Below are 20,436 nucleotides of genomic sequence, written 5' to 3' on the forward strand. Positions count from 1 at the left end.
CTTACGCCTCCTCTTTATCAGTTTCGGACTCGCTTTGTTTTGCTTCTACAGCTTCACTAATCGTTGTTTCATCGCCCCAGATAACATCATAAACAATGTCAACAAGGGAAGCACGTGTTAAGATGCCCACCACTCGTTTTTGTTCATCAACGACTGGCACATATTTTAAGCCGCGTTTTAAGATTCTTTGTAAAGCATCACGTAAAAGAGCGGTTTTTTGAACAAAGAAGACATCTTTATTCAAGATATCACCAACACTAGAAGCTTTGCCACGTTGCTGATCTAATGTTTCAACATCGATAAAGCCTTTAAGCACATGGGAATTATCAACAACTAATAAGGTATCAACCCGTTTTTCACGCATCAATTTAATCGCTTCTTGTAAAGATTTTTCCGGCGTGATAGTAATAGCTGAATTTAACATGACTTCATCAACAGTGGTGAAATCAGGTTTGGCTTGTAATAAGCGATCTTCTCCGATGAGTTCTTCTACAAATTCATTGGCTGGATGACGTAAAATATTATCTGGTGTGTCAAATTGAATTACTTTGCCTTCGCTCATAATGGCAATTTTATTTGCTAATTTCAACGCTTCATCCATATCATGGGTAACAAAGACAATAGTTTTTCCTAAACGTTCTTGCAAATCTTTCACTAAATCTTGTAATGAATCACGGGTGATAGGATCTAAAGCACCAAAAGGTTCATCCATTAGAATAATATCTTGATTGGCAGCTAAAGCCCGCACAACGCCGATTCTTTGTTGTTGTCCCCCAGAAAGTTCATTGGGATAGCGGTCCAACATTTCTCGTGGTAACTCAACCAAATCAATCATTTTTTCGGCTATCTTATTGCGTTCTTCCACAGGTACTTTTAATAATTTAGGCACTAAAACGATATTTTCACGAATGGTCATGTGAGGCATCAAGCCGATATTTTGAATGACATAGCCAATTTGGCGACGTAGCTCTACAGGATTGATTTTTTGAATATCTTGGCCATCAATTAAAATTTTTCCTTTTGAAGGGTCGGTCATGCGGTTAAGCATCCGCATTGATGTTGTTTTTCCACTACCACTTGTTCCGATGAAGCAGATAAATTCACCTTTATCGAAAGACAAATTAATGTCATCAACGGCGACTTTTCCGCCTTTATAAAATTTTGATACATGCTGAAATTCTATCAACTTACTCACCTCAACTAAATATTTTGAAAATGTATCTTATTACTAGTATGCTATAAAAATGCGATTTCGACAAATGTAATCTATTTTTAATGGGAAAAAGAAGGCGGTAAAATTTTTTTAATTCGTTCTAAAAAAAAGAAAAGATAACTATTGTTTAGTAAAAGTTATCTGAACGAAACAAGATGTTAAAAAGAGTATTCTGAGAAGGAAGAAAAGCCGCTATAACAAAGAAAAGTGTCCTTTGTAGCAAGTTGACGGGAGCTGAGTTTTTCATTAGAATGGAAAGAGAACAAGGGAATAAAATAAAAAAAGGCGCTTCATGATTTAGCGGCAACTAAATCACGAAGCCTTGAATAGTCACCTGTGCAAGTGGACCATCAAGTTGCCCGTTCAATCAATGGAAACCATTGATCACTTTTATTTTACTGAATTTTTGAAAAAATTACCAGTTTTTTTAAGAAGTAAGAAGTGGAAGAACGAAGGATGCTTTTTATGGAATGTGCAATGACGTTCAGAAAAATCTGAAGGTCATTTTTTATTCTCTTGTTCAAACATTCAAACATAGGGGAAGAGAGACGGACGTAATTTTGTCACCGATTATTACGTCCGTCTTCCGTTGTTTTCTAAAGCGTTGGTTACATGTCTTTGTAGAGGTTGGCTTCAATTGCAGTCCGTTTTGGTTCTAAAAAAGGCGGTAAAGCCAATGTTTCCCCTAAATGTTCCAGAGGCTCATCCAATGTAAAACCAGGAGTCAAAGTAGCAAATTCAACCCGATTCCCGCCTGGTTCACGAATGTATAAACTTTTAAAATATCCACGACTTACATACATTTCAATTTCCCAGCCTTGCGCTAAAGCGCGCGTGTGTAGTTCTTGTAATGCTTCATCATCAGCCACAGAAAAAGCAATATGATCCATACTGCCACGCCCCATTCGGCTTGTTTTATCCGACGTTGTTTGATGAACAGAAAAGCTTTCCGTCTCACTTAAAATAATCGTATTGCCAACTGCTTGCCAACCAAGAAATGTTTCAAAAAAGGCCAAGGTTTTTTCAGAATCTGGCACATGAAATTCAGTAGAGGCCAAACCGATAATTTGAACCGCTGCTGGAATGTCGTTAGAAACAACGAGTGTTTCTTTTAATGGATTTTCAGGAACTTCTGTCAGGATAATATGCGTATCATCTGGATCACTGAAATGTAGGCTCTTTTCTTTTTTGTTAAATGGAATTTTGTTTTCTGTTAAACGTTGTTCCCAAAAGGAAAGGCTGTTTTGGGGAATTTTTAAGCCAATCGTGGCTAAATAATTTTTTTCTTCATAGCGGTTGCCTAATAAGGGCACGATAAAAAAAGTTACTAAGCTTCCCGGTGTGCCTTGATAATCGCCATAAAAATAATGAGGCATGCGATTGTTGTCTTGATTTACGGTATTTTTGACAAAGCGTAAGCCTAACAATTTTGTATAGAATGATTGGTTTTCTTGACCATGACGCGCTAATAGTGAAACATGATGAAATTGAGCATGCATTTTGAGTTCCTCCTCTAAATAACTATGCACACTTACTTAAAGTAAGTATAGTGCTTCTGACATTTTTTGACAACTATTTAGTTTGATTCAGAAGGCTGACATAGCCAGAAACAAGAAAAAGTGTTAGAATAACCAAGATAAAAACTAGTAGAAAGAGTGACGGAAATGCTAAGTACAGAAGATTTTGATTTTGATTTACCAGAAGAATTAATTGCTCAAACCCCACTAAAAGATCGCGCTAGTTCACGATTATTAGTTGTAAATAAAGAAACAGGGGACATGGAGGATAAACATTTCCATGATATTCTTGATGAATTACAGCCTGGGGATGCATTAGTCATGAATAACACACGGGTACTACCGGCCCGTTTATATGGAGAAAAACCTGAAACAGGCGGTCATTTGGAAGTTTTACTTTTAACAAATACAGAAGGCGATACATGGGAAACCTTGATTAAACCCGCGAAACGTGCAAAAGTCGGCACGGAAATTCAATTTGGCGATGGTCGCCTAAAAGCGGTGGTTAAAGAAGAGTTGGAACATGGTGGTCGAATCATTGAATTTAAATATGATGGTATTTTCTTAGAAATTTTAGAATCGTTAGGAGAAATGCCATTGCCGCCATATATCAAAGAACGTCTAGATGACCCAGATCGTTATCAAACGGTTTATGCTGAAGAAAATGGTTCAGCTGCAGCACCAACAGCGGGTTTGCATTTTACAAAAGAACTATTAGAAGAGATCAAAGCAAAAGGTGTTCATCTCGTTTATTTAACTTTACATGTCGGTTTAGGAACATTCCGTCCCGTGAGCGTTGATAATATAGAAGAACATCATATGCATAGCGAATTCTATCGTTTAACTGAAGAAGCGGCTAAGCAACTAAATGAAGTACGCCAAGCAGGCGGTCGGATTGTTGCGGTTGGAACAACTTCTATTCGTACGTTGGAAACAATTGGCACAAAATTTAATGGTGAAATCCAGGCTGACAGTGGCTGGACCGATATTTTTATCACACCAGGGTATCAATTTAAAGTCGTAGAGGCTTTTTCAACGAACTTCCATTTACCAAAATCTACGTTAGTGATGCTTGTGAGTGCCTTTGCAGGAAAAGACTTAACATTGGCTGCTTACCAACATGCAATTGAGGAAAAATATCGTTTCTTTAGTTTTGGCGATGCAATGTTTATTAAATAAGCGACACTTTGTGAGCAGAATACTTGGGATTGAAACAAAAATATATTATGATAAACACGTGATTTTTGGAATCACAGTAAAGGTGTGCTTTATTTTTTCTTCCCCTGTAAATAATAAAGTTAGAAACCAAAACGCTACTAGGACGAAAATGCTTAGTAGACAATCTTAGAATAAAAAGAACAGCGCAACCACGGTTGCGCCGTTCTTTTTTTTATGTAAGAAAAGATTAATTATTGAAACAACAATACGAAGAAGTGCTTTCTTCGTATTGCCGGTACTAAGTTGTACCTCGGCAACTCCAAGTACAATCAGAAAAATTGTCTTGTTAAGTACAGCTTATACTGTTTAGGCTTCTTGTTCTACATCGTCATTCAGTGTTTCTTTGAAGGTGAACACATCATCAATGGTTACGCCAAAGACGTTCGCGATGTCATGCGCAAGAAGTAATGAAGGATTGTACTTGTTTCGTTCCAGTTGAATAATTGTTTGTCGAGAGACACCGACTCGATTGGCCAAATCTTGCTGGGTCATACGAGCCATAGCACGATAAACATGAATTGAACTTTCAAACGAAGATTTTTTCTTTTTTCGCATAGCATTCCCTCCTTTAAAAGAAGATAAAATAGAATGTGCACCTTGAATATAACACATATGATTATTTGATACAAATATATTTTATTGCCTAAAAGAAAAAACCGAGCTTAAATTTAAGCTCGGCCTTGTTAACGGGAAGACATCAATTGGTTGAATAAGTGTTTACATTTCGCGATACATGTAAAGCAAAAGGTGAACGTGATGTGGTGAAACTAAAACCTTGTTTTCATACAGTTTCGACGCTTGGATGGTGGATAACTTGCGTTAGGTGATAACAGATAGGGTAAATGCTTTATAGAAACTCCATCCTTCTATAACCTTTCCCTATTTTCCGATACGAGTTATCACTAACAATTACTCTACACGTATTGTTTACAGGTGAATCTTGCAATTCTAACAACTTTGAGTTTACCGATTTTTATCTACTGAGAAAATCTTCAACCAATTGATTTGCATGTCCTCCTTACACTTAAAGAATAGCACTTTTTGGAAGCGTTTGCAAGTTATAACTCTTATTAATAAGATTAAATATAATATTTTTCTGGTTATTTTATAACATGTAAAATAAATAATTGTGCGAACTAAATAACATTGTATTTTTTGTTGTTTTTGTGTTGAATATATAGAAATAAACTATTTTTTTATCAGACAAAATGAAAAAAATGTCCATTGCTTTTTGGCTGAATTCGTTTCCTTTTTCATAAAATTCCCATAATCAAATAGAAACATTGCTGTAGCAACAACGAAAATACCAGTTTTTTCTGGATATATGAGAGAACGCTAAGCCAAAGATGAAAAAAGTTGCGTGTTCAAAAAAAATCATGTTATATTTAATAGAGACACTATTATATAGGAAGAAAAAATTAGAGGGGGAATAGGATGGAAGCTTACAAGCAATCTGTCGATACTGTCACAAAAGAAGTTTCAGTCAATACTGAAACTGGTTTAACACAACAAGAGGCCCAACAACGGCTGAAAGAAAATGGCCGCAATCAATTTGAAGAGGCTAAGAAGGATTCTGTGTTAAAGAAATTTATTCACAGTTTATCTGATTTTACAACGATTATTTTATTAGTTGCTGCGGCAATTTCGTTTTATACAGCAATCGTAACAGAACATGGCGAATATTTTGAAGGAATCTTAATTATTGCAATTGTGATTATCAATGCTGTTTTGGCCATTGTTCAAGAAGGAAATGCTGAAAAATCTCTGGCGGCTTTACAAGACATGAACAAGCAAAGTAGTGCAGTCTTACGAGATGGCAAGGTAATCGAAGTCGATGCTGAAGAACTAGTAGTAGGAGATGTTCTAGTTCTTGAAGCTGGTTCAATGATTACAGCCGATGCACGACTTATTCAAGCTTCTCAAATGCGCGTAGAAGAGTCAGCACTAACAGGTGAAAGTGAACCTGTTGAAAAAGATCCTACATACGTGGGGCATGACGATGATGGCTTAGGAGATCAAATAAATATGATTTTCAAAGGCTGTACCGTTGTGAATGGCCGCGGACGAGCAGTAGTAACTGCAACAGGAATGAATACGGAAATGGGTAAAATTGCTGGGTTACTGAATAACAGCGATCAGCAAAAAACACCATTACAAAAACGCTTGAATCAATTAGGCAAACGTATTAGTTTGTTAGCCTTAGGGGCTGCAGCAATTGTTTTCATTATTGGTGAACTGCAAGGAGAACCGCTTCTTGAAATGTTTATGACAGCCGTTTCCTTAGCGGTGGCAGCTGTACCAGAAACACTAACCGTGATTGTAACATTAACCTTAGCATATGGTGTTCAAAAAATGGCTAAGAAACATGCGATTATTCGTCGATTGCCAGCAGTAGAAACGCTAGGAACTGCGAATGTTATCTGTTCTGATAAGACAGGAACACTGACACAAAATAAAATGCGCGTCCGCCGAGTATGGCATCGTGGTGATGAAGTAACGGATACGGAAGATGCCATGACCGATGAAGCCATGGAAGTACTGAAAATGGCTGCTTTATGTACAGATGTCATTGTGGAAAAAGAAGGCGATGAATTAACTGTTACAGGGAATCCGACAGAAGCGGCAATTGTTCGTGCTGTCGAAGAAAATTATCATACTAAAGAAGAACTTGAAGAAAAATATCCTCGTATTGGTGAAATTCCCTTTGATTCAGAACGAAAAATGATGACTACGGTCCATCAATGGGGGAAAAAGTACATCTCAATTACTAAAGGAGCCTTTGATGTGTTACTACCTCGTTTTGGTTTCGGAGATGTCGATCAAGCGGCTATTGTTAATGATCGTTTCGGAAAACGAGCGTTACGAGTTATTGCTGTCGGTTATGCCGTATATGATGAACCACCCAAGGAAATTACATCAGAGGCTTTAGAAAAAAATCTTCGCTTGTTAGGCTTAATTGGCATGATTGATCCACCACGTCCAGAAAGTAAGGGCGCCATTGCTCGTGCGAAAAAAGCTGGAATTAAAACAGTCATGATTACTGGTGATCACGTGGTAACAGCCAGTGCAATTGCTAAAGAATTAGGAATTTTAAAAGATAAAAGTGAAGCCTTATCTGGTTCAGAACTGAAAAAAATGAGTGATGAAGAATTAGATAAACGGGTTAAAGATTTATCCGTTTATGCACGTGTAACCCCTGAAGATAAAATTCGAATTGTTCAATCATGGCAACGTTCTGGCGCTGTTGTAGCAATGACCGGAGATGGCGTGAATGATGCGCCAGCCTTGAAAGCTAGTGATGTCGGTTGCGCAATGGGGATTACTGGAACAGATGTGGCCCAAGGTGCTTCAGATATGATTTTGACGGACGATAACTTTGCAACTATTGTTGATGCAGTGGCGCAAGGACGTGCCGTGTACCGAAATATTCGTAAAGCCATTAACTTCTTATTAAGCTGTAATATTTCTGAGATTTTTATTGTTTTAATTGCCATGTTACTTGGTTGGGGTGCGCCATTTACTGCAGTTCAACTGTTGTTTGTTAACGTGGTCGCGGATGGGTTACCTGGTTTTGCATTAGGAAAAGAACCAGCGGAAAAAGGAATTATGGATGAGGCACCAATCCCTAAAAACGAAGGGATTTTTGCACGAGGCTTATGGCAAAAGATTGGGATTAATGCAGCAGTGTTCACAGTCATTACTTTGTTTGGTTTTTACCTAGGTGCCTTTGTACCAGGTGTTTCAGCCTATGTTTCAAACAGCTATGAAGTTGGACAAACAGTGGCATTTTTAATCTTAGCTTATTCCTCTATCTTACATGTCTTTAATGTTCGTAGTGCGAACTCTGTTTTCCGTGTAAAATTATCAAGCAACAAGTCGCTCTTTGAAATGGTCGTTTTAGCATTACTAATTACCACAACCATTGCTTTATTACCATTCACACAAGAACTATTTGGATTAGTGCATATTAGTTTAAATCATTGGATGTTAGCAATTTTCCTATCCTTTGTGCCAATTTTCGTCAATGAAATGATTAAGTTCCATTTCTCTGAAGTTGAAGAGGAAGAAGAAGTGATTTAAATTTAACAGGAATAAAAGAAGCTACTTTTGTTCAGAAAATTATCTTAATAGTTAGCAAGTGGGGCAGCAGTCGTTTCGACTGCTGCCCCACTTATTTTTGATTTTCCTTTTTTCAAAATAGGTGGGTTTCTTATCTAAGATGAATATTCTCTAATAAAAAGACTTGCTAAACGATTTAAAACGTATTATAGTGAGTAGCATCGTTAGTCAAAAAGCGCTTTTTGACTAATGAAAAAGATATATAAAACGTTATATAATAAAGAGTTTTAAAAGTTTTTATGGAGCTGTTGGTTAAACTAAACGAAGTCATTTCTTTTGTAGGAGGAAAGTATTGTGTTACACAAAGCAGAGGGGTTTGATCGTCGGAAATTTACGATGGCAGGGATCTTAGTTGCCATGGGCGTTGTCTATGGAGATATTGGAACGAGCCCTTTATATGTAATGAAAGCCATTGTAGGAGATAATGGTGGCTTGGCACGGGTCTCTGAATCGTTTATTTTAGGTTCGGTCTCATTAATTTTTTGGACATTGACTATCTTAACCACGATTAAATATGTAGTTATTGCTTTAAATGCTGATAACCATGGAGAAGGTGGGATTTTCTCTCTTTATACATTGGTTCGTAAAAAAAGTAAGTATTTGATTATTCCCGCAATGATTGGCGGTGCCGCTTTACTGGCTGATGGCGTTTTGACCCCAGCTGTGACAGTGACGACAGCGATCGAAGGCTTACGGGGGATTCCAGCATTTTTTGAACGTTTTGGCAATGACCAAACGATTATAGTGGTTATTACGTTGACGATTATTTTAATTCTTTTTTCTGTTCAACGATTTGGAACAGAATTGGTCGGGAAAGCTTTTGGGCCGATTATGTTCTTGTGGTTTACTTTTTTAGGCATCATTGGTTTAATGAATTTTAGCCAAGATTGGACGGTTATTCGTGCATTAAATCCATATTATGCTTTGCAATTACTAGTCAGTCCAGAAAATAAATTAGGTCTATTTATTTTAGGGAATATTTTCTTGGCTACAACTGGTGCTGAAGCTTTATATTCTGATTTAGGGCATGTAGGAAAAATGAATATCCGCATTAGCTGGCCGTATATTAAGATTTGTTTGATTCTTAATTATTTAGGGCAAGCTGCGTGGTTGTTAACGGTCAAAGAAAACCCTGAAATGCAGGCATTAGCTGAAATTAACCCATTTTTCCAAATGATTCCACGAGGTATTCTCGTATTTGGCGTTGTTTTTGCAACAATCGCCGCAGTGATTGCTTCGCAAGCGTTAATATCAGGTTCGTATACTTTAGTTTCTGAAGCGATTAAATTGAAGTTATTACCAAGACTTAAAATTATTTATCCTGGGAGCAATATCGGTCAAATGTATATTCCAGCGGTAAATTTAATTTTGTGGCTAGCTTGTTCAGCAATCGTGCTGGCTTTTAGAACATCGACACACATGGAAGCTGCGTATGGTCTATCGATTACGATTACGATGTTAATGACAACCATTTTATTGTTGTTTTATCTTTTGGATAAAATTCCAGCTTGGTCTGCGTATCTAATTTCCTTGTTCTTTGCTGCCATTGAAGTTGTCTTTTTCTTTTCAAGTGCTGCGAAGTTTTTCCATGGTGGATATGTTGCTGTGGGAATGGCAGTCTTCTTGTTATGCATCATGATTATTTGGGAACGCGGCAACGAGATTAAGGAAGCGACGGCGGAACAAGTGTCGTTGGAAAAATATGTACCACAACTTAAAGCTTTGAAAGAAGATACATCTGTACCAATGTATCAAACCAACGTGGTCTTTTTAACCTCCGATCGAGTGGACGGCGAAATTAATCGTAATATTATTTATTCGATTTTGGACAAACAGCCAAAACGAGCGAATGTTTATTGGTTTGTTAATGTTCAGGTAACAGATGAACCCTTTACTCAAGAGTATTCTGTTGATATGTTAGGGACTGATTTTATTGTGCAAGTTCAGCTATATTTAGGCTTCCATATTTCTCAAGAAGTGAATGTATATTTAAGACAAATTGTTCATGACTTGATGAAAACAGGCCGCTTGCCAAAACAGCCGCAACGTTATTCATTAACGCCAGGGAGAGAAGTTGGCGATTTCCAATTTGTATTAATTCAAGAAGAATTATCTAACGTTTCTGAACTGAAAAAATGGGATCGACAAATTATGCAGGCAAAATTAGCTATCAAAAACTTAACTACCTCTCCTGAAAGTTGGTTTGGCTTGGAATACAGTGAAGTCAAATATGAATCCGTTCCTTTAATCATTGGTCCACAACGGAAAACGCACTTAGTCGAACGAAAGAATCGTTCATAAATAGAAGAAATTTAACTAAAAGATTGAGCCTAAGTCCTTGAGATACATGGCTCAATCTTTTTTGTAGAATCAGAGTAAATACTGTAATTCCACAAAGAATTCATTTAAAAGCGTTTGGTCTTTAAAGGAATTCATCCGCTTAAAGATGGCCAGTAAGACTTCTTTTTGTGGCTCAGTTAATTGATCTACTTTTAACAAAGGAAGAAAAGCGATAATCAGAGAATAATCCAATTCTGGATTTTGAGAATGTGTAAATAATTCATGGAGTTCTGACAAAATAAACGGATGATAATAAGATTGGTCAGACTGTTCTTCTGCAGTTGTTGGTTCATAAATAGAAATACTCTCTTGGGAATGAGAGGGGGCTTCTACTGTTAAAGGAAAAGCATAAAAGGACTGCTGTAACTTTTGCGCTTGAATCATAATTTTTAAGGAATCGTGATAGGATAGCTGTTCTTCAGATAAACGTCCCATCAACTGAGTAAAAAAAGGTGGTTTTAGCAGTTGTTTATTTTGAAAATTTTCTTTTAATAGCTGGCGCACAAATCGATCAAAATCACCATAAAGTAGCCAATCTACTGTTGTATCGCAGGCTTTAGCGATTTTTTTTAAGTATCGTTTATTGGGTAAATTCAAACCTAATTCCCAGTTACTAATTGTACTTCCACTAGATAAACCAATTTTATTGGCTAAATAACGTAAAGTGTACTTCTTCTTTTTTCGAGCTTCACGCATGCGCGCCCCGACTTGCTTTGTAGTAATTTTCATTGAAACACTCCTTTTGTAATAAATATGAGGATAAGGTGTTCTTAAAATATACATACGCAAAATTCGGCTCTTTTTTTTTCTAAACTAAAAAAAGTAATTATTTCTAACAATTTTCATCTTGTGCTATGCTTAAGATGAAAATACTTAAGAAGAGAAGGGATCATATGTCAGCAAAACATAATCATGAACAACACCAGGAAAAACAGCCAACAATGTCCCACGATAAAATGAATCACATGAATCATGACATGGCGCATGAACAAATGGCTATGTCACACCAACATGAAGGAATGAAGGGAATGGATCATTCAATGCATATGGGGAATTTTAAACAAAAATTCTGGCTGTCATTGATTTTAGCTATTCCGATTATTGTTCTTTCACCAATGATGGGTTTTCAATTACCTTTTCAATTTACTTTTCCAGGTTCTGATTGGTTGGTCTTAATTTTAGCAACTGTGCTATTTTTTTATGGTGGACAACCATTTTTAAGTGGCGCTAGAATGGAATTACAGCAAAAGAGTCCAGCAATGATGACGTTAATTGCGATGGGGATTTCGGTATCATATTTTTACAGCTTATATGCGTTTTACATGAATCATTTTACGAATCAGGCCCACGTGATGGACTTTTTCTGGGAATTAGCCACTCTGATTGTTATTATGCTTTTAGGCCATTGGATTGAAATGAATGCTATTTCTAATGCTGGTGATGCCTTGAAAAAAATGGCTGAACTGTTGCCTGACACAGTCAAGCGAATGACTGAACATGGGGAAGAAGAAATTCCTTTGCAAGATGTCCAAGAAGGCGATCGCTTGATTGTCCGTTCGGGAGATAAAATTCCGACAGATGGTAAAATTTTGAAAGGAAGCACAACAGTCGACGAATCGATGGTTACAGGGGAATCAAAAACAGTAGAAAAAAACATTGGTGACTCCGTGATTGGTGGAGCTGTCAATGGCAACGGAATGATTGAAATTTCGGTAACTGGCACGGGTGAAAATAGTTACCTGTCAAAAGTTATGGAGATGGTTAAACAAGCGCAATCGGAAAAATCAAAACTAGAATCCATTTCAGACCGTGTAGCCAAGTGGTTATTCTATATTGCCTTATTCGTAGGTGTGTTAGCATTTATCGGTTGGTTACTCGTAACGAAAGATTTGTCTCTAGCATTTGAACGAATGGTTACAGTTTTTATTATTGCCTGTCCCCATGCGTTAGGCTTAGCAATTCCTTTAGTGATTGCTAGAAGTACCTCCATTGCTGCTAAAAATGGCTTACTTTTAAAAAATCGGAATGCATTAGAACAAGCCAATAAGGTTGAATATGTGTTGCTGGATAAAACTGGTACTTTAACAGAAGGACAATTTACAGTTACTGGCTTAGAATTAATGAGTAAGCAGTTTACTAGAGAAGAAGCACTTAAATATATTGGGGCATTGGAAAAAAATGCAAATCATCCGTTGGCAATTGGGATCATGAACTATTTAAATAAACAAGCCGTTCAACCTTATGAAGCCCATAATCTGCAAGCTTTATCAGGCGTAGGACTGGTTGCTACTGTTCAAAACCAAGAAGTCAAAATAGTCAATGAAAAAGAAGTTGCACGGTTACAGTTAACCTTCGATGAAACAATTAAAACAAACTATCAAGAGCAAGGAAATACCTTGAGCTATTTAATCATCGCTGGTCAATTAGTCGCACTGCTTGCTTTAGGAGATAAAGTCAAACCAGAAGCTAAAACATTTATTGCAGAGTTACAAGCGCAAGGAATTACGCCAGTCCTGTTAACAGGGGATAATCAAACAGCCGCCAGTGCAGTTGCTAATTATTTAGGAATGAAGGAATACTACGCAGAGCTCTTACCAGAAGATAAAGAAAAAATTGTGCAACAATATCTTACTGAGGGACATCAGGTCATGATGGTAGGAGACGGTATTAACGATGCACCAAGTTTAGCCCGTGCTTCAATCGGCATTGCGATAGGCGCTGGTACAGATGTAGCAATTGATTCGGCAGATGTTGTACTGACGGATAGTGATCCTAAAGATATTTTAAGGTTCTTAGATTTAGCCAAACAAACACGACGTAAAATGATCCAAAATCTTTGGTGGGGAGCTGGGTACAATATTGTCGCCATTCCTTTAGCGGCTGGGGTTCTTGCACCAATTGGGATTGTTTTAAATCCAGCTGTAGGTGCTGTGTTGATGTCATTAAGTACAATTATTGTAGCAGCAAATGCTATGACACTGCATATTTCAAAAAAATAATTCGATATAATTGTAGAGAGCGGAAAGTAATCAATACTTTTTGTTCTCTATTTTTTTCTTCTTAAAAAAATTTTTGCCTTATTTGACGTATTCTTATAACAAGGGAGTGAAAGGGGACGATATATGGATTTCAAGGAATTATTGTCTTTTGAACATAAAAATATGTTGGAATTGTTGGATTTACTGCAACAAGAGCAGACATTTTCTGTTTTGATGGCTGCAGAAAAACTAAAGGTGAGCGACAAAACCATCCATTGTTACATTCAACGTTTTGAAAAAAAGCAGGAAACGTTTAAGATAGAAGGGCTTTGTAAGATTTATACAACGACCAAAGGAATTGTAAAATATCGTGAATTATGCGTTTGTGGCTTGGCTCGATTTAGACAAAAATTTTGTTATTTTATTCCCGAATTTTATATTTTACGTTGTCTAATTGAAGAGCGAATCAATTATGCGCAATTGACCCAGGTATTGGGATTACAGGAATCAACTCTTCGGAAGAAACTTTCTAATATTCGACGTTGGCTAGTTAATTTTGATATTATTGTACGTCAAAAACATTACGATTTAACTGGCAATGAATGGCAAATTCGACAGTTAATCCTTTGTTTTTATTTGTTTTTTCAAGAAAGCTGTCTAGAAGAAAACAGAGAAATGACTCGGAAAATCATTACCTTTTTTGAGTTGGATTTAAATGTAGCACAACAGAATCATCTTAGTTGGCTAATTTATATTTGGGAGAAACGATATAGAGGCGGGCATGAAATTTCAGTGCCAAATGCTAATTTATTTCAACAAACAAGTGCTTTTTTTTATTTATTTCGTGTGGAAGTGTTGAGCACTTCTTTTATGTCTCTTAAAGAACAAAAAGCGTTATTTGTGATTCTTGAAGCACATTTTGGTGGTTGTTTTGGCAAGAGAGCGCGAAAGTATTTTATTCATGAGCAAATGAAAATAGAAAGTTTATGCTTAAAAACAGCTATTTTTATTATGAAAGAAATTAGGAGAAATTTTACACAACATCATTTTAATTATCAAGAAATTCATTTATGTCGATTTTTAAGTACGCATATGAATAGTTTATTAGACGGACAAGCATGGTTGCCAGCTCATAAACAGGAACAAACACTCGCTGCTCGTTATCAACAAACCTGGCACAGATTACAAAAACTTATTAGGCTTTTAAAACGCCTATATCCAGTCTTTACTTCAGTAAAAGAACGGGAATTGACGAGTTGCTATTTTTATCACATCCTAGATTTATTTAACCCGATTTTATATGAAAAAAAATATATTATTTGCCTATTGACGGACTTTCCTCCAGAAAAGGAACAAGCGTTGGGGCAATCTATAAAAAGCTATTTCAGTGAAAAAAAGAATATTACAATTATTCATGGAAAACCAGCGTATCAACTTCACCAAGCACACCTCTTAATTGTCAATCATTTGTTTCAGATGAACGTAGCGCTTTCTTCTGAGACAGTTGTTTATTTGCCAGAGGAATTATCTCCTGCTTTTTTTGAAAAAGTCGAAGCGAATCTATCGTAAGAAGTCCAAATTTGTCTAAATAGTGTTAAAATGAAGAAGTAAGAGGAATGGATGAGGAGGATATTAAAATGAAACAACTACAATTTGGTACAAGTGACGAAACAGTTTCTTCGGTTATCTTAGGATGTATGCGCTTAAATGGTGCTGAAAATCCTCAACAGGTAATTGAAACTGCTTATGATCATGGCATTACATTTTTTGATCACGCCGACATTTATGGTGGCGGCGACTGCGAAACCATTTTTGGTAAGGCCTTAAAAGAAAGTACCATTCGTCGTGAAGATATTTTTATACAAACGAAATGTGGGATTCGTCAGGGCTTTTTTGACTTTTCAAAAGCACATATTTTAGAAGCGGTCGAAGGGAGTTTACAGCGTTTAGGTGTAGATTCAGTCGATGCATTATTGTTGCATCGTCCAGATACTTTAGTGGAACCAGAAGAAGTAGCTGAAGCTTTTCATTTATTAGAAAAACAAGGGAAAGTTCGCTATTTTGGTGTAAGTAACCAAACGCCAGGACAAATTGAACTTTTAAAAACAGCTGTTAAACAACCGTTATTAGCCAATCAATTACAATTTGGCATCAAGCATACTGGCATGGTGGATCAAGGCTTACAAACAAATATGGAAATATCAGGAAGCATTGATTATGATCATGGTATTTTAGATTATTCACGGTTGAAACAAATGACTATTCAAGCATGGTCACCGTACCAATATGGTTATTTTGAAGGTGTCTTTATTGGAAATGAAAAATTCCCTGAGTTAAATCAAAAATTAAGCGAATTGGCTGAAAAATATCAAACAACGCCAACTGGCTTAGCCAGCAGCTGGATTCTGCGCCACCCTGCTAATATGCAAGTCATCGCAGGAAGTATGAATCTTGGTAGAATTGAAGAAATTGCTAAAGCAGCAGACATTGTGATTAGTCGCGAAGATTGGTACGATATTTATCGTGCAGCGGGAAATGTTTTGCCGTAAAAAGATTCTCATACTTGTGAAGATTCAGCGTGTATTGCTGATTGATTTTGGTATTTGATATAGTTGTCACTAAGGAACTATGTCAAATACCTTTTTCTTTCATTCTGCAATCGCCGTCTACTGCAAATTCTGTAGTTTTTTGTTAAAATAGAAAGGAAACTAGTTTGCTAAAGATGAGGGGAAAAAAATGACCAAAAAAAAATTATTACTCGTTGATGGAAACAGTGTAGCCTTTCGTGCATTTTTTGCGCTACATAACTCATTAGAACGATTCAAAAATAAGAACGGCTTGCATACAAATGCTATTTATGCGTTTAACAATATGTTTGAAAATGTAATGCAAAAAGAAATGCCTACTCATGTTTTAGTCGCTTTTGATGCAGGGAAAACCACATTCAGAACAGAATTTTATTCAGAATATAAAGCCGGACGTTCAAAAACACCGGGGGAATTTAAAGAACAAATGCCGTATATTCGTGAACTTTTAGAAGGTTTAGGTGTAAAATATTATGAACTACCTAACTATGAAGCGGATGATATTATTGGTACATTAGCCAACAAAGTTGATAAAGATGAATTTGATGTTGTTGTGTTATCAGGGGACCGAGATTTGACACAATTAGCGACGGACACTGTCAAAGTAGATATCACTGTTAAAGGAGTTAGCGATATTGAATCATATACGCCTGAGCATATTGCTGAAAAATATGATGGGTTAACGCCTAAGCAAATTATTGATATGAAAGGGTTGGCTGGCGACACGTCGGATAACATTCCAGGTGTAACGAAAATCGGTGAGAAAACCGCGATTAAGCTGTTAAAACAATATGGCTCAGTTGAAGGGGTTTATGAGAATATCGATGAAATGAAAAAAAGCAAAATGAAAGAAAACTTGATTAATGATAAAGAGCAAGCCTTTCTTTCTAAACGTTTAGCGACAATTGAAGTCAATGCACCAGTCGAAGTCAATGTGGAAGACTTGGCATATGAAGGGAAAAACTTAGAAAAATTGGTTCCTTTTTATAAAGAAATGGACTTTAAACAATTTTTAGCTAAGTTGGACATTACAGAAGAACCTGTTGAAATGGAAGATATTTTATTTGAAGTAGTCGAAGATCAGTTAACCAATGAAATGTTTACAGACGATATGGCTCTTTATGTTGAGATGATGGAAGATAACTATCATACGTCACCGATTGTCGGCCTTGCTTGGGGCAACAACAAGAAGATTTATACCACGAATAATTTAGCTGTTTTTGAAAGTCAGCCATTTATTGACTGGTTGATGGATGAGACACGTAAAAAAAATGTCTACGATGCAAAACGGACGTACGTTGCACTAAATCGCTATGTAGGAAAAATGACAGGGATTGCCTTTGATGTTTTATTGGCTGCTTATTTACTTGATACCAATGACAATAACGCTGATATTGAAGGTGTAGCACAACATTACGGATATGATGCGATTCAATCTGATGAAGCCATTTATGGAAAAGGGGCCAAAAAAGGCTTGCCAGAGGACGAAGAAGTTTTCTTTGGTCATTTAGCACGTAAGATTAAAGCAATTCAATTTTTAACAAGCAAATTAGATAGCGAATTAACAGAAAAAAATCAAGCTGATTTATTCTATAAAATGGAATTACCACTTTCTCGTATTTTAGGCGATATGGAAATAACTGGTATCCGTGTTGATGCCACACGCTTAAAAGAAATGCAAGTAGAATTTTCAGAACGCTTGAAAGAAATCGAAGAAAAAATCTATGCAGAAGCTGGCGAAGAATTTAATTTGAATTCACCTAAACAATTAGGCGTTATTTTATTTGAAAAAATGGGCTTACCTGTGATCAAAAAGACGAAAACTGGCTATTCAACAGCGGTAGATGTTTTAGAACAACTAAAAGAACAAGCACCAATTGTGGCAGATATTTTAACTTATCGTCAAATTGCCAAAATTCAATCGACCTATGTTGAAGGACTCTTAAAAGTAATTCAGCCAGATAATAAAATTCATACTCGGTATGTACAAACACTGACACAAACAGGACGATTAAGCTCAGTAGATCCTAATTTACAAAACATTCCTATCCGTTTAGAAGAAGGCCGAAAAATTAGAGAAGCGTTCGTACCAAGAGAGGATAATTGGTTGATTTTCTCTTCTGATTACTCTCAAATTGAGTTACGTGTGCTCGCGCATATTTCTAATGATGAGCATTTAAAAGAAGCGTTTGTGGAAGGGCAAGATATCCATGCCAGCACTGCAATGCGAGTTTTCGGTGTTGAAAAAGCAGAAGATGTCACACCTAACATGCGTCGTCAAGCTAAAGCGGTGAATTTTGGAATTGTCTATGGTATCAGTGATTATGGCTTGTCTCAAAACTTAGGCATTACTAGAAAGCAAGCGCAACAATATATTGACACCTATTTTGAAAAATATCCAGGCGTGAAGCAGTATATGGAAGAGATAGTCCGCGATGCCAAAGACAAAGGCTATGTGGAAACATTGTATCATCGCCGTCGTTATTTAAGTGATATTAATTCAAGAAACTTTAATCTACGTTCGTTCGCTGAACGTACAGCGATTAATACACCGATTCAGGGAAGTGCCGCAGATATTTTAAAAATTGCGATGATTGAAATGGCGCGTCGTTTAAAAGAAGAAAAATTACAAGCGACAATGTTATTACAAGTGCACGATGAATTAGTTTTTGAAGTACCAGAATCAGAATTAGAACAATTAAATCAACTCGTCAAAGAAGTGATGGAGCACGCAGTTTCCTTACATGTGCCACTTATCACCGATAGCAGTTGGGGAAAAACATGGTATGAAGCAAAATAATAGCTTACCCATTAAGAACGATGAATAAAATAAGGATAAGTAGGATCTGGACGTTGATATCTAAGCGTTCAGACCTCTTTATATAAAGGAGCAAAAATAATGCCAGAATTACCAGAAGTAGAAACAGTGCGAAAAGGACTTGAAAAACTTGTTGTAGGAAAAACCATTCAAGAAGTCATTGTTTTTTGGCCAAGAATTATTGAATCACCAGAAGTTGATGTATTTCAAGGTCAATTAGCTGGTCAAACGATTGAAGGGATTGAGCGAAGAGGAAAATTTCTGATTTTTAAATTGTCTGATAATGATATGATTTCTCACTTACGGATGGAAGGAAAATATGAGTTTCATCAGGCTGATGATGAAATTGCCAAACATACCCATGTAATGTTTACTTTTACAGATGGCACGCAATTACGTTATTTAGATGTACGGAAATTTGGGCGTATGACATTGGTTCCTAAGAATCAAGGTCATCAATATAAAGGGATTTTAGCTTTGGGGCCAGAGCCAACACCAGACGTTTTCCAATTAGCTTCTTTTCAACAAGGCTTGAAAAAGCATCATAAAGCAATTAAGCCATTGCTGTTAGATCAAAAGCTAGTGACGGGCTTGGGGAATATTTATGTAGATGAAGCACTTTGGCACGCGCAAATCCATCCAGAACAACCAGCAGATTCCTTAAAACCTGCGGAAGTTGCTACGTTGTATCAAGCAATTATTGACGTCTTGGCACGCGCTGTTGAAGCAGGTGGAACCACCATCCGCACCTATCTAAACGCGTTAGGAGAAGCAGGGACTTTTCAAGTAGCGTTGAATGTCTATGGGCAAACAGGCTTACCTTGCAATCGTTGTGGTACGCCAATTGTTAAAACAAAAGTGGCACAACGTGGTACGCATTATTGTCCACAATGCCAACAATTGAAAGGTCGTCGATTGAAATGACAAAAGTTTTAGGCATTACAGGAGGGATTGCGACAGGTAAAAGTACGGTTGTTGCTCTTTTTAAAAAAGCGGGTTATCCAATTGTTGACGGCGACATTATCGCCCGCGAAATTGTTGCAAAAGGGCAACCAGCCTTAGCCGCAATCGTTGAAACTTTCGGACCAGAAATAGTATTAACAACTGGTGAATTGGATCGGAAAAAATTAGGACAATTAATTTTCGCTAATCCTCAAAAAAGAGAGCTATTAAATGAAACGTTGAAACCTTTTTTAAGAAAAGAAATTTTACGTCAAATTGAAGAAGCTAAAAAGAAAGCCGCCCTTGTTATTGTTGATATTCCTCTGCTTTATGAAGCTCATTATGAGGCGATCATGGATCAAGTTGCTGTGGTATATGTACCAGAAAAGATTCAAAAAGAGCGTCTGATGGCCCGAAACCAATTAACAGAAGAAGAAGCGCAACAACGAATTGCTAGCCAATGGCCGATTGAAATGAAAAAAGAACGAGCAGATATCGTGTTTGATAATCAAGGAACTAGAGAAGAAACGGAACAACAAGTGAAGAAGTGGCTAGAGGAACAAACTGGAAAGAAGTGAATATTTTTTTTATGGCGTAAAATGTTTTGAAAATTTCAGAAAAAACAGTGAAAGTCTTTGTTTTTATTAAAGAATGGCAAAGATTCAACTAAGAACCAGTTCTAAAGACCTAGTAATAGCGCAATTTC

Annotated in this window: 13 protein-coding genes; 9 read left to right on the forward strand and 4 right to left on the reverse strand. The window is 36.7% G+C overall.

Annotation, left to right across the window (positions count from 1 at the left end; translation table 11 throughout):
- Window position 1: 1 nt before the first annotated feature.
- Together IGL13_RS03140 and IGL13_RS03145 are read right to left on the reverse strand one after the other, a co-directional pair.
- Complete coding sequence (locus IGL13_RS03140) at window positions 2–1,195, reverse strand: betaine/proline/choline family ABC transporter ATP-binding protein (protein ID WP_002355745.1); 1,194 nt, start codon at window positions 1,193–1,195, stop codon at window positions 2–4.
- Window positions 1,196–1,821: 626 nt separating this feature from the next.
- Window positions 1,822–2,712, reverse strand: coding sequence for a ring-cleaving dioxygenase (locus IGL13_RS03145; protein WP_002355746.1), 891 nt, complete (start codon window positions 2,710–2,712; stop codon window positions 1,822–1,824).
- Window positions 2,713–2,877: 165 nt separating this feature from the next.
- Here IGL13_RS03145 and queA point away from each other — a divergent pair, with 165 nt between their 5' ends.
- Window positions 2,878–3,909: a tRNA preQ1(34) S-adenosylmethionine ribosyltransferase-isomerase QueA gene (gene queA / locus IGL13_RS03150; protein WP_002355747.1), complete on the forward strand. Its 1,032-nt coding sequence runs from the start codon at window positions 2,878–2,880 to the stop codon at window positions 3,907–3,909.
- A 345-nt stretch (window positions 3,910–4,254) separates the two neighbouring features.
- Here the strand turns inward: queA and IGL13_RS03155 are convergent, their stop codons facing one another.
- Window positions 4,255–4,560, reverse strand: a complete 306-nt coding sequence (locus IGL13_RS03155) for a helix-turn-helix transcriptional regulator (protein ID WP_002355748.1) — start codon at window positions 4,558–4,560, stop codon at window positions 4,255–4,257.
- 822 nt (window positions 4,561–5,382) lie between these two features.
- On the opposite strand from IGL13_RS03155, the gene IGL13_RS03160 reads away from it, so the two are divergent.
- Together IGL13_RS03160 and IGL13_RS03165 are read left to right on the forward strand one after the other, a co-directional pair.
- Window positions 5,383–8,028, forward strand: coding sequence for a calcium-translocating P-type ATPase, PMCA-type (locus tag IGL13_RS03160; protein WP_002355749.1), 2,646 nt, complete (start codon window positions 5,383–5,385; stop codon window positions 8,026–8,028).
- A gap of 333 nt (window positions 8,029–8,361) precedes the next feature.
- The gene (locus IGL13_RS03165; protein WP_002381294.1) at window positions 8,362–10,368 is read left to right on the forward strand and encodes a KUP/HAK/KT family potassium transporter; all 2,007 of its coding nucleotides are present in this window, start codon (window positions 8,362–8,364) and stop codon (window positions 10,366–10,368) included.
- Between the two features lie 69 nt (window positions 10,369–10,437).
- Here IGL13_RS03165 and IGL13_RS03170 read toward each other — a convergent pair whose 3' ends face one another.
- The gene (locus IGL13_RS03170; protein ID WP_002381295.1) at window positions 10,438–11,136 is read right to left on the reverse strand and encodes a helix-turn-helix domain-containing protein; all 699 of its coding nucleotides are present in this window, start codon (window positions 11,134–11,136) and stop codon (window positions 10,438–10,440) included.
- 125 nt (window positions 11,137–11,261) lie between these two features.
- On the opposite strand from IGL13_RS03170, the gene IGL13_RS03175 reads away from it, so the two are divergent.
- The 6 genes from IGL13_RS03175 (at window position 11,262) to coaE (ending at window position 20,308) form a co-directional block, all read left to right on the forward strand.
- A complete protein-coding gene (locus IGL13_RS03175) occupies window positions 11,262–13,406 on the forward strand; it encodes a heavy metal translocating P-type ATPase (RefSeq protein WP_033592696.1) in 2,145 nt (714 codons plus the stop codon).
- A gap of 123 nt (window positions 13,407–13,529) precedes the next feature.
- Entirely contained in the window at window positions 13,530–14,954 is a 1,425-nt protein-coding gene (locus tag IGL13_RS03180; protein ID WP_194180199.1) for a helix-turn-helix domain-containing protein, read from the forward strand.
- 68 nt (window positions 14,955–15,022) lie between these two features.
- The gene (locus IGL13_RS03185) at window positions 15,023–15,934 is read left to right on the forward strand and encodes an aldo/keto reductase (RefSeq protein WP_002355754.1); all 912 of its coding nucleotides are present in this window, start codon (window positions 15,023–15,025) and stop codon (window positions 15,932–15,934) included.
- 187 nt (window positions 15,935–16,121) lie between these two features.
- Entirely contained in the window at window positions 16,122–18,770 is a 2,649-nt protein-coding gene (gene polA / locus IGL13_RS03190; protein WP_002355755.1) for a DNA polymerase I, read from the forward strand.
- A gap of 99 nt (window positions 18,771–18,869) precedes the next feature.
- Window positions 18,870–19,712, forward strand: coding sequence for a DNA-formamidopyrimidine glycosylase (mutM, locus tag IGL13_RS03195; protein ID WP_002407686.1), 843 nt, complete (start codon window positions 18,870–18,872; stop codon window positions 19,710–19,712).
- Complete coding sequence (gene coaE / locus IGL13_RS03200) at window positions 19,709–20,308, forward strand: dephospho-CoA kinase (protein ID WP_010819276.1); 600 nt, start codon at window positions 19,709–19,711, stop codon at window positions 20,306–20,308. Before mutM ends, coaE begins: the two co-directional genes overlap by 4 nt.
- Window positions 20,309–20,436 lie beyond the last annotated feature (128 nt).

Source organism: Enterococcus sp. DIV1937 (assembly GCF_050535975.1).
GTDB classification, from domain to species: domain Bacteria; phylum Bacillota; class Bacilli; order Lactobacillales; family Enterococcaceae; genus Enterococcus; species Enterococcus faecalis.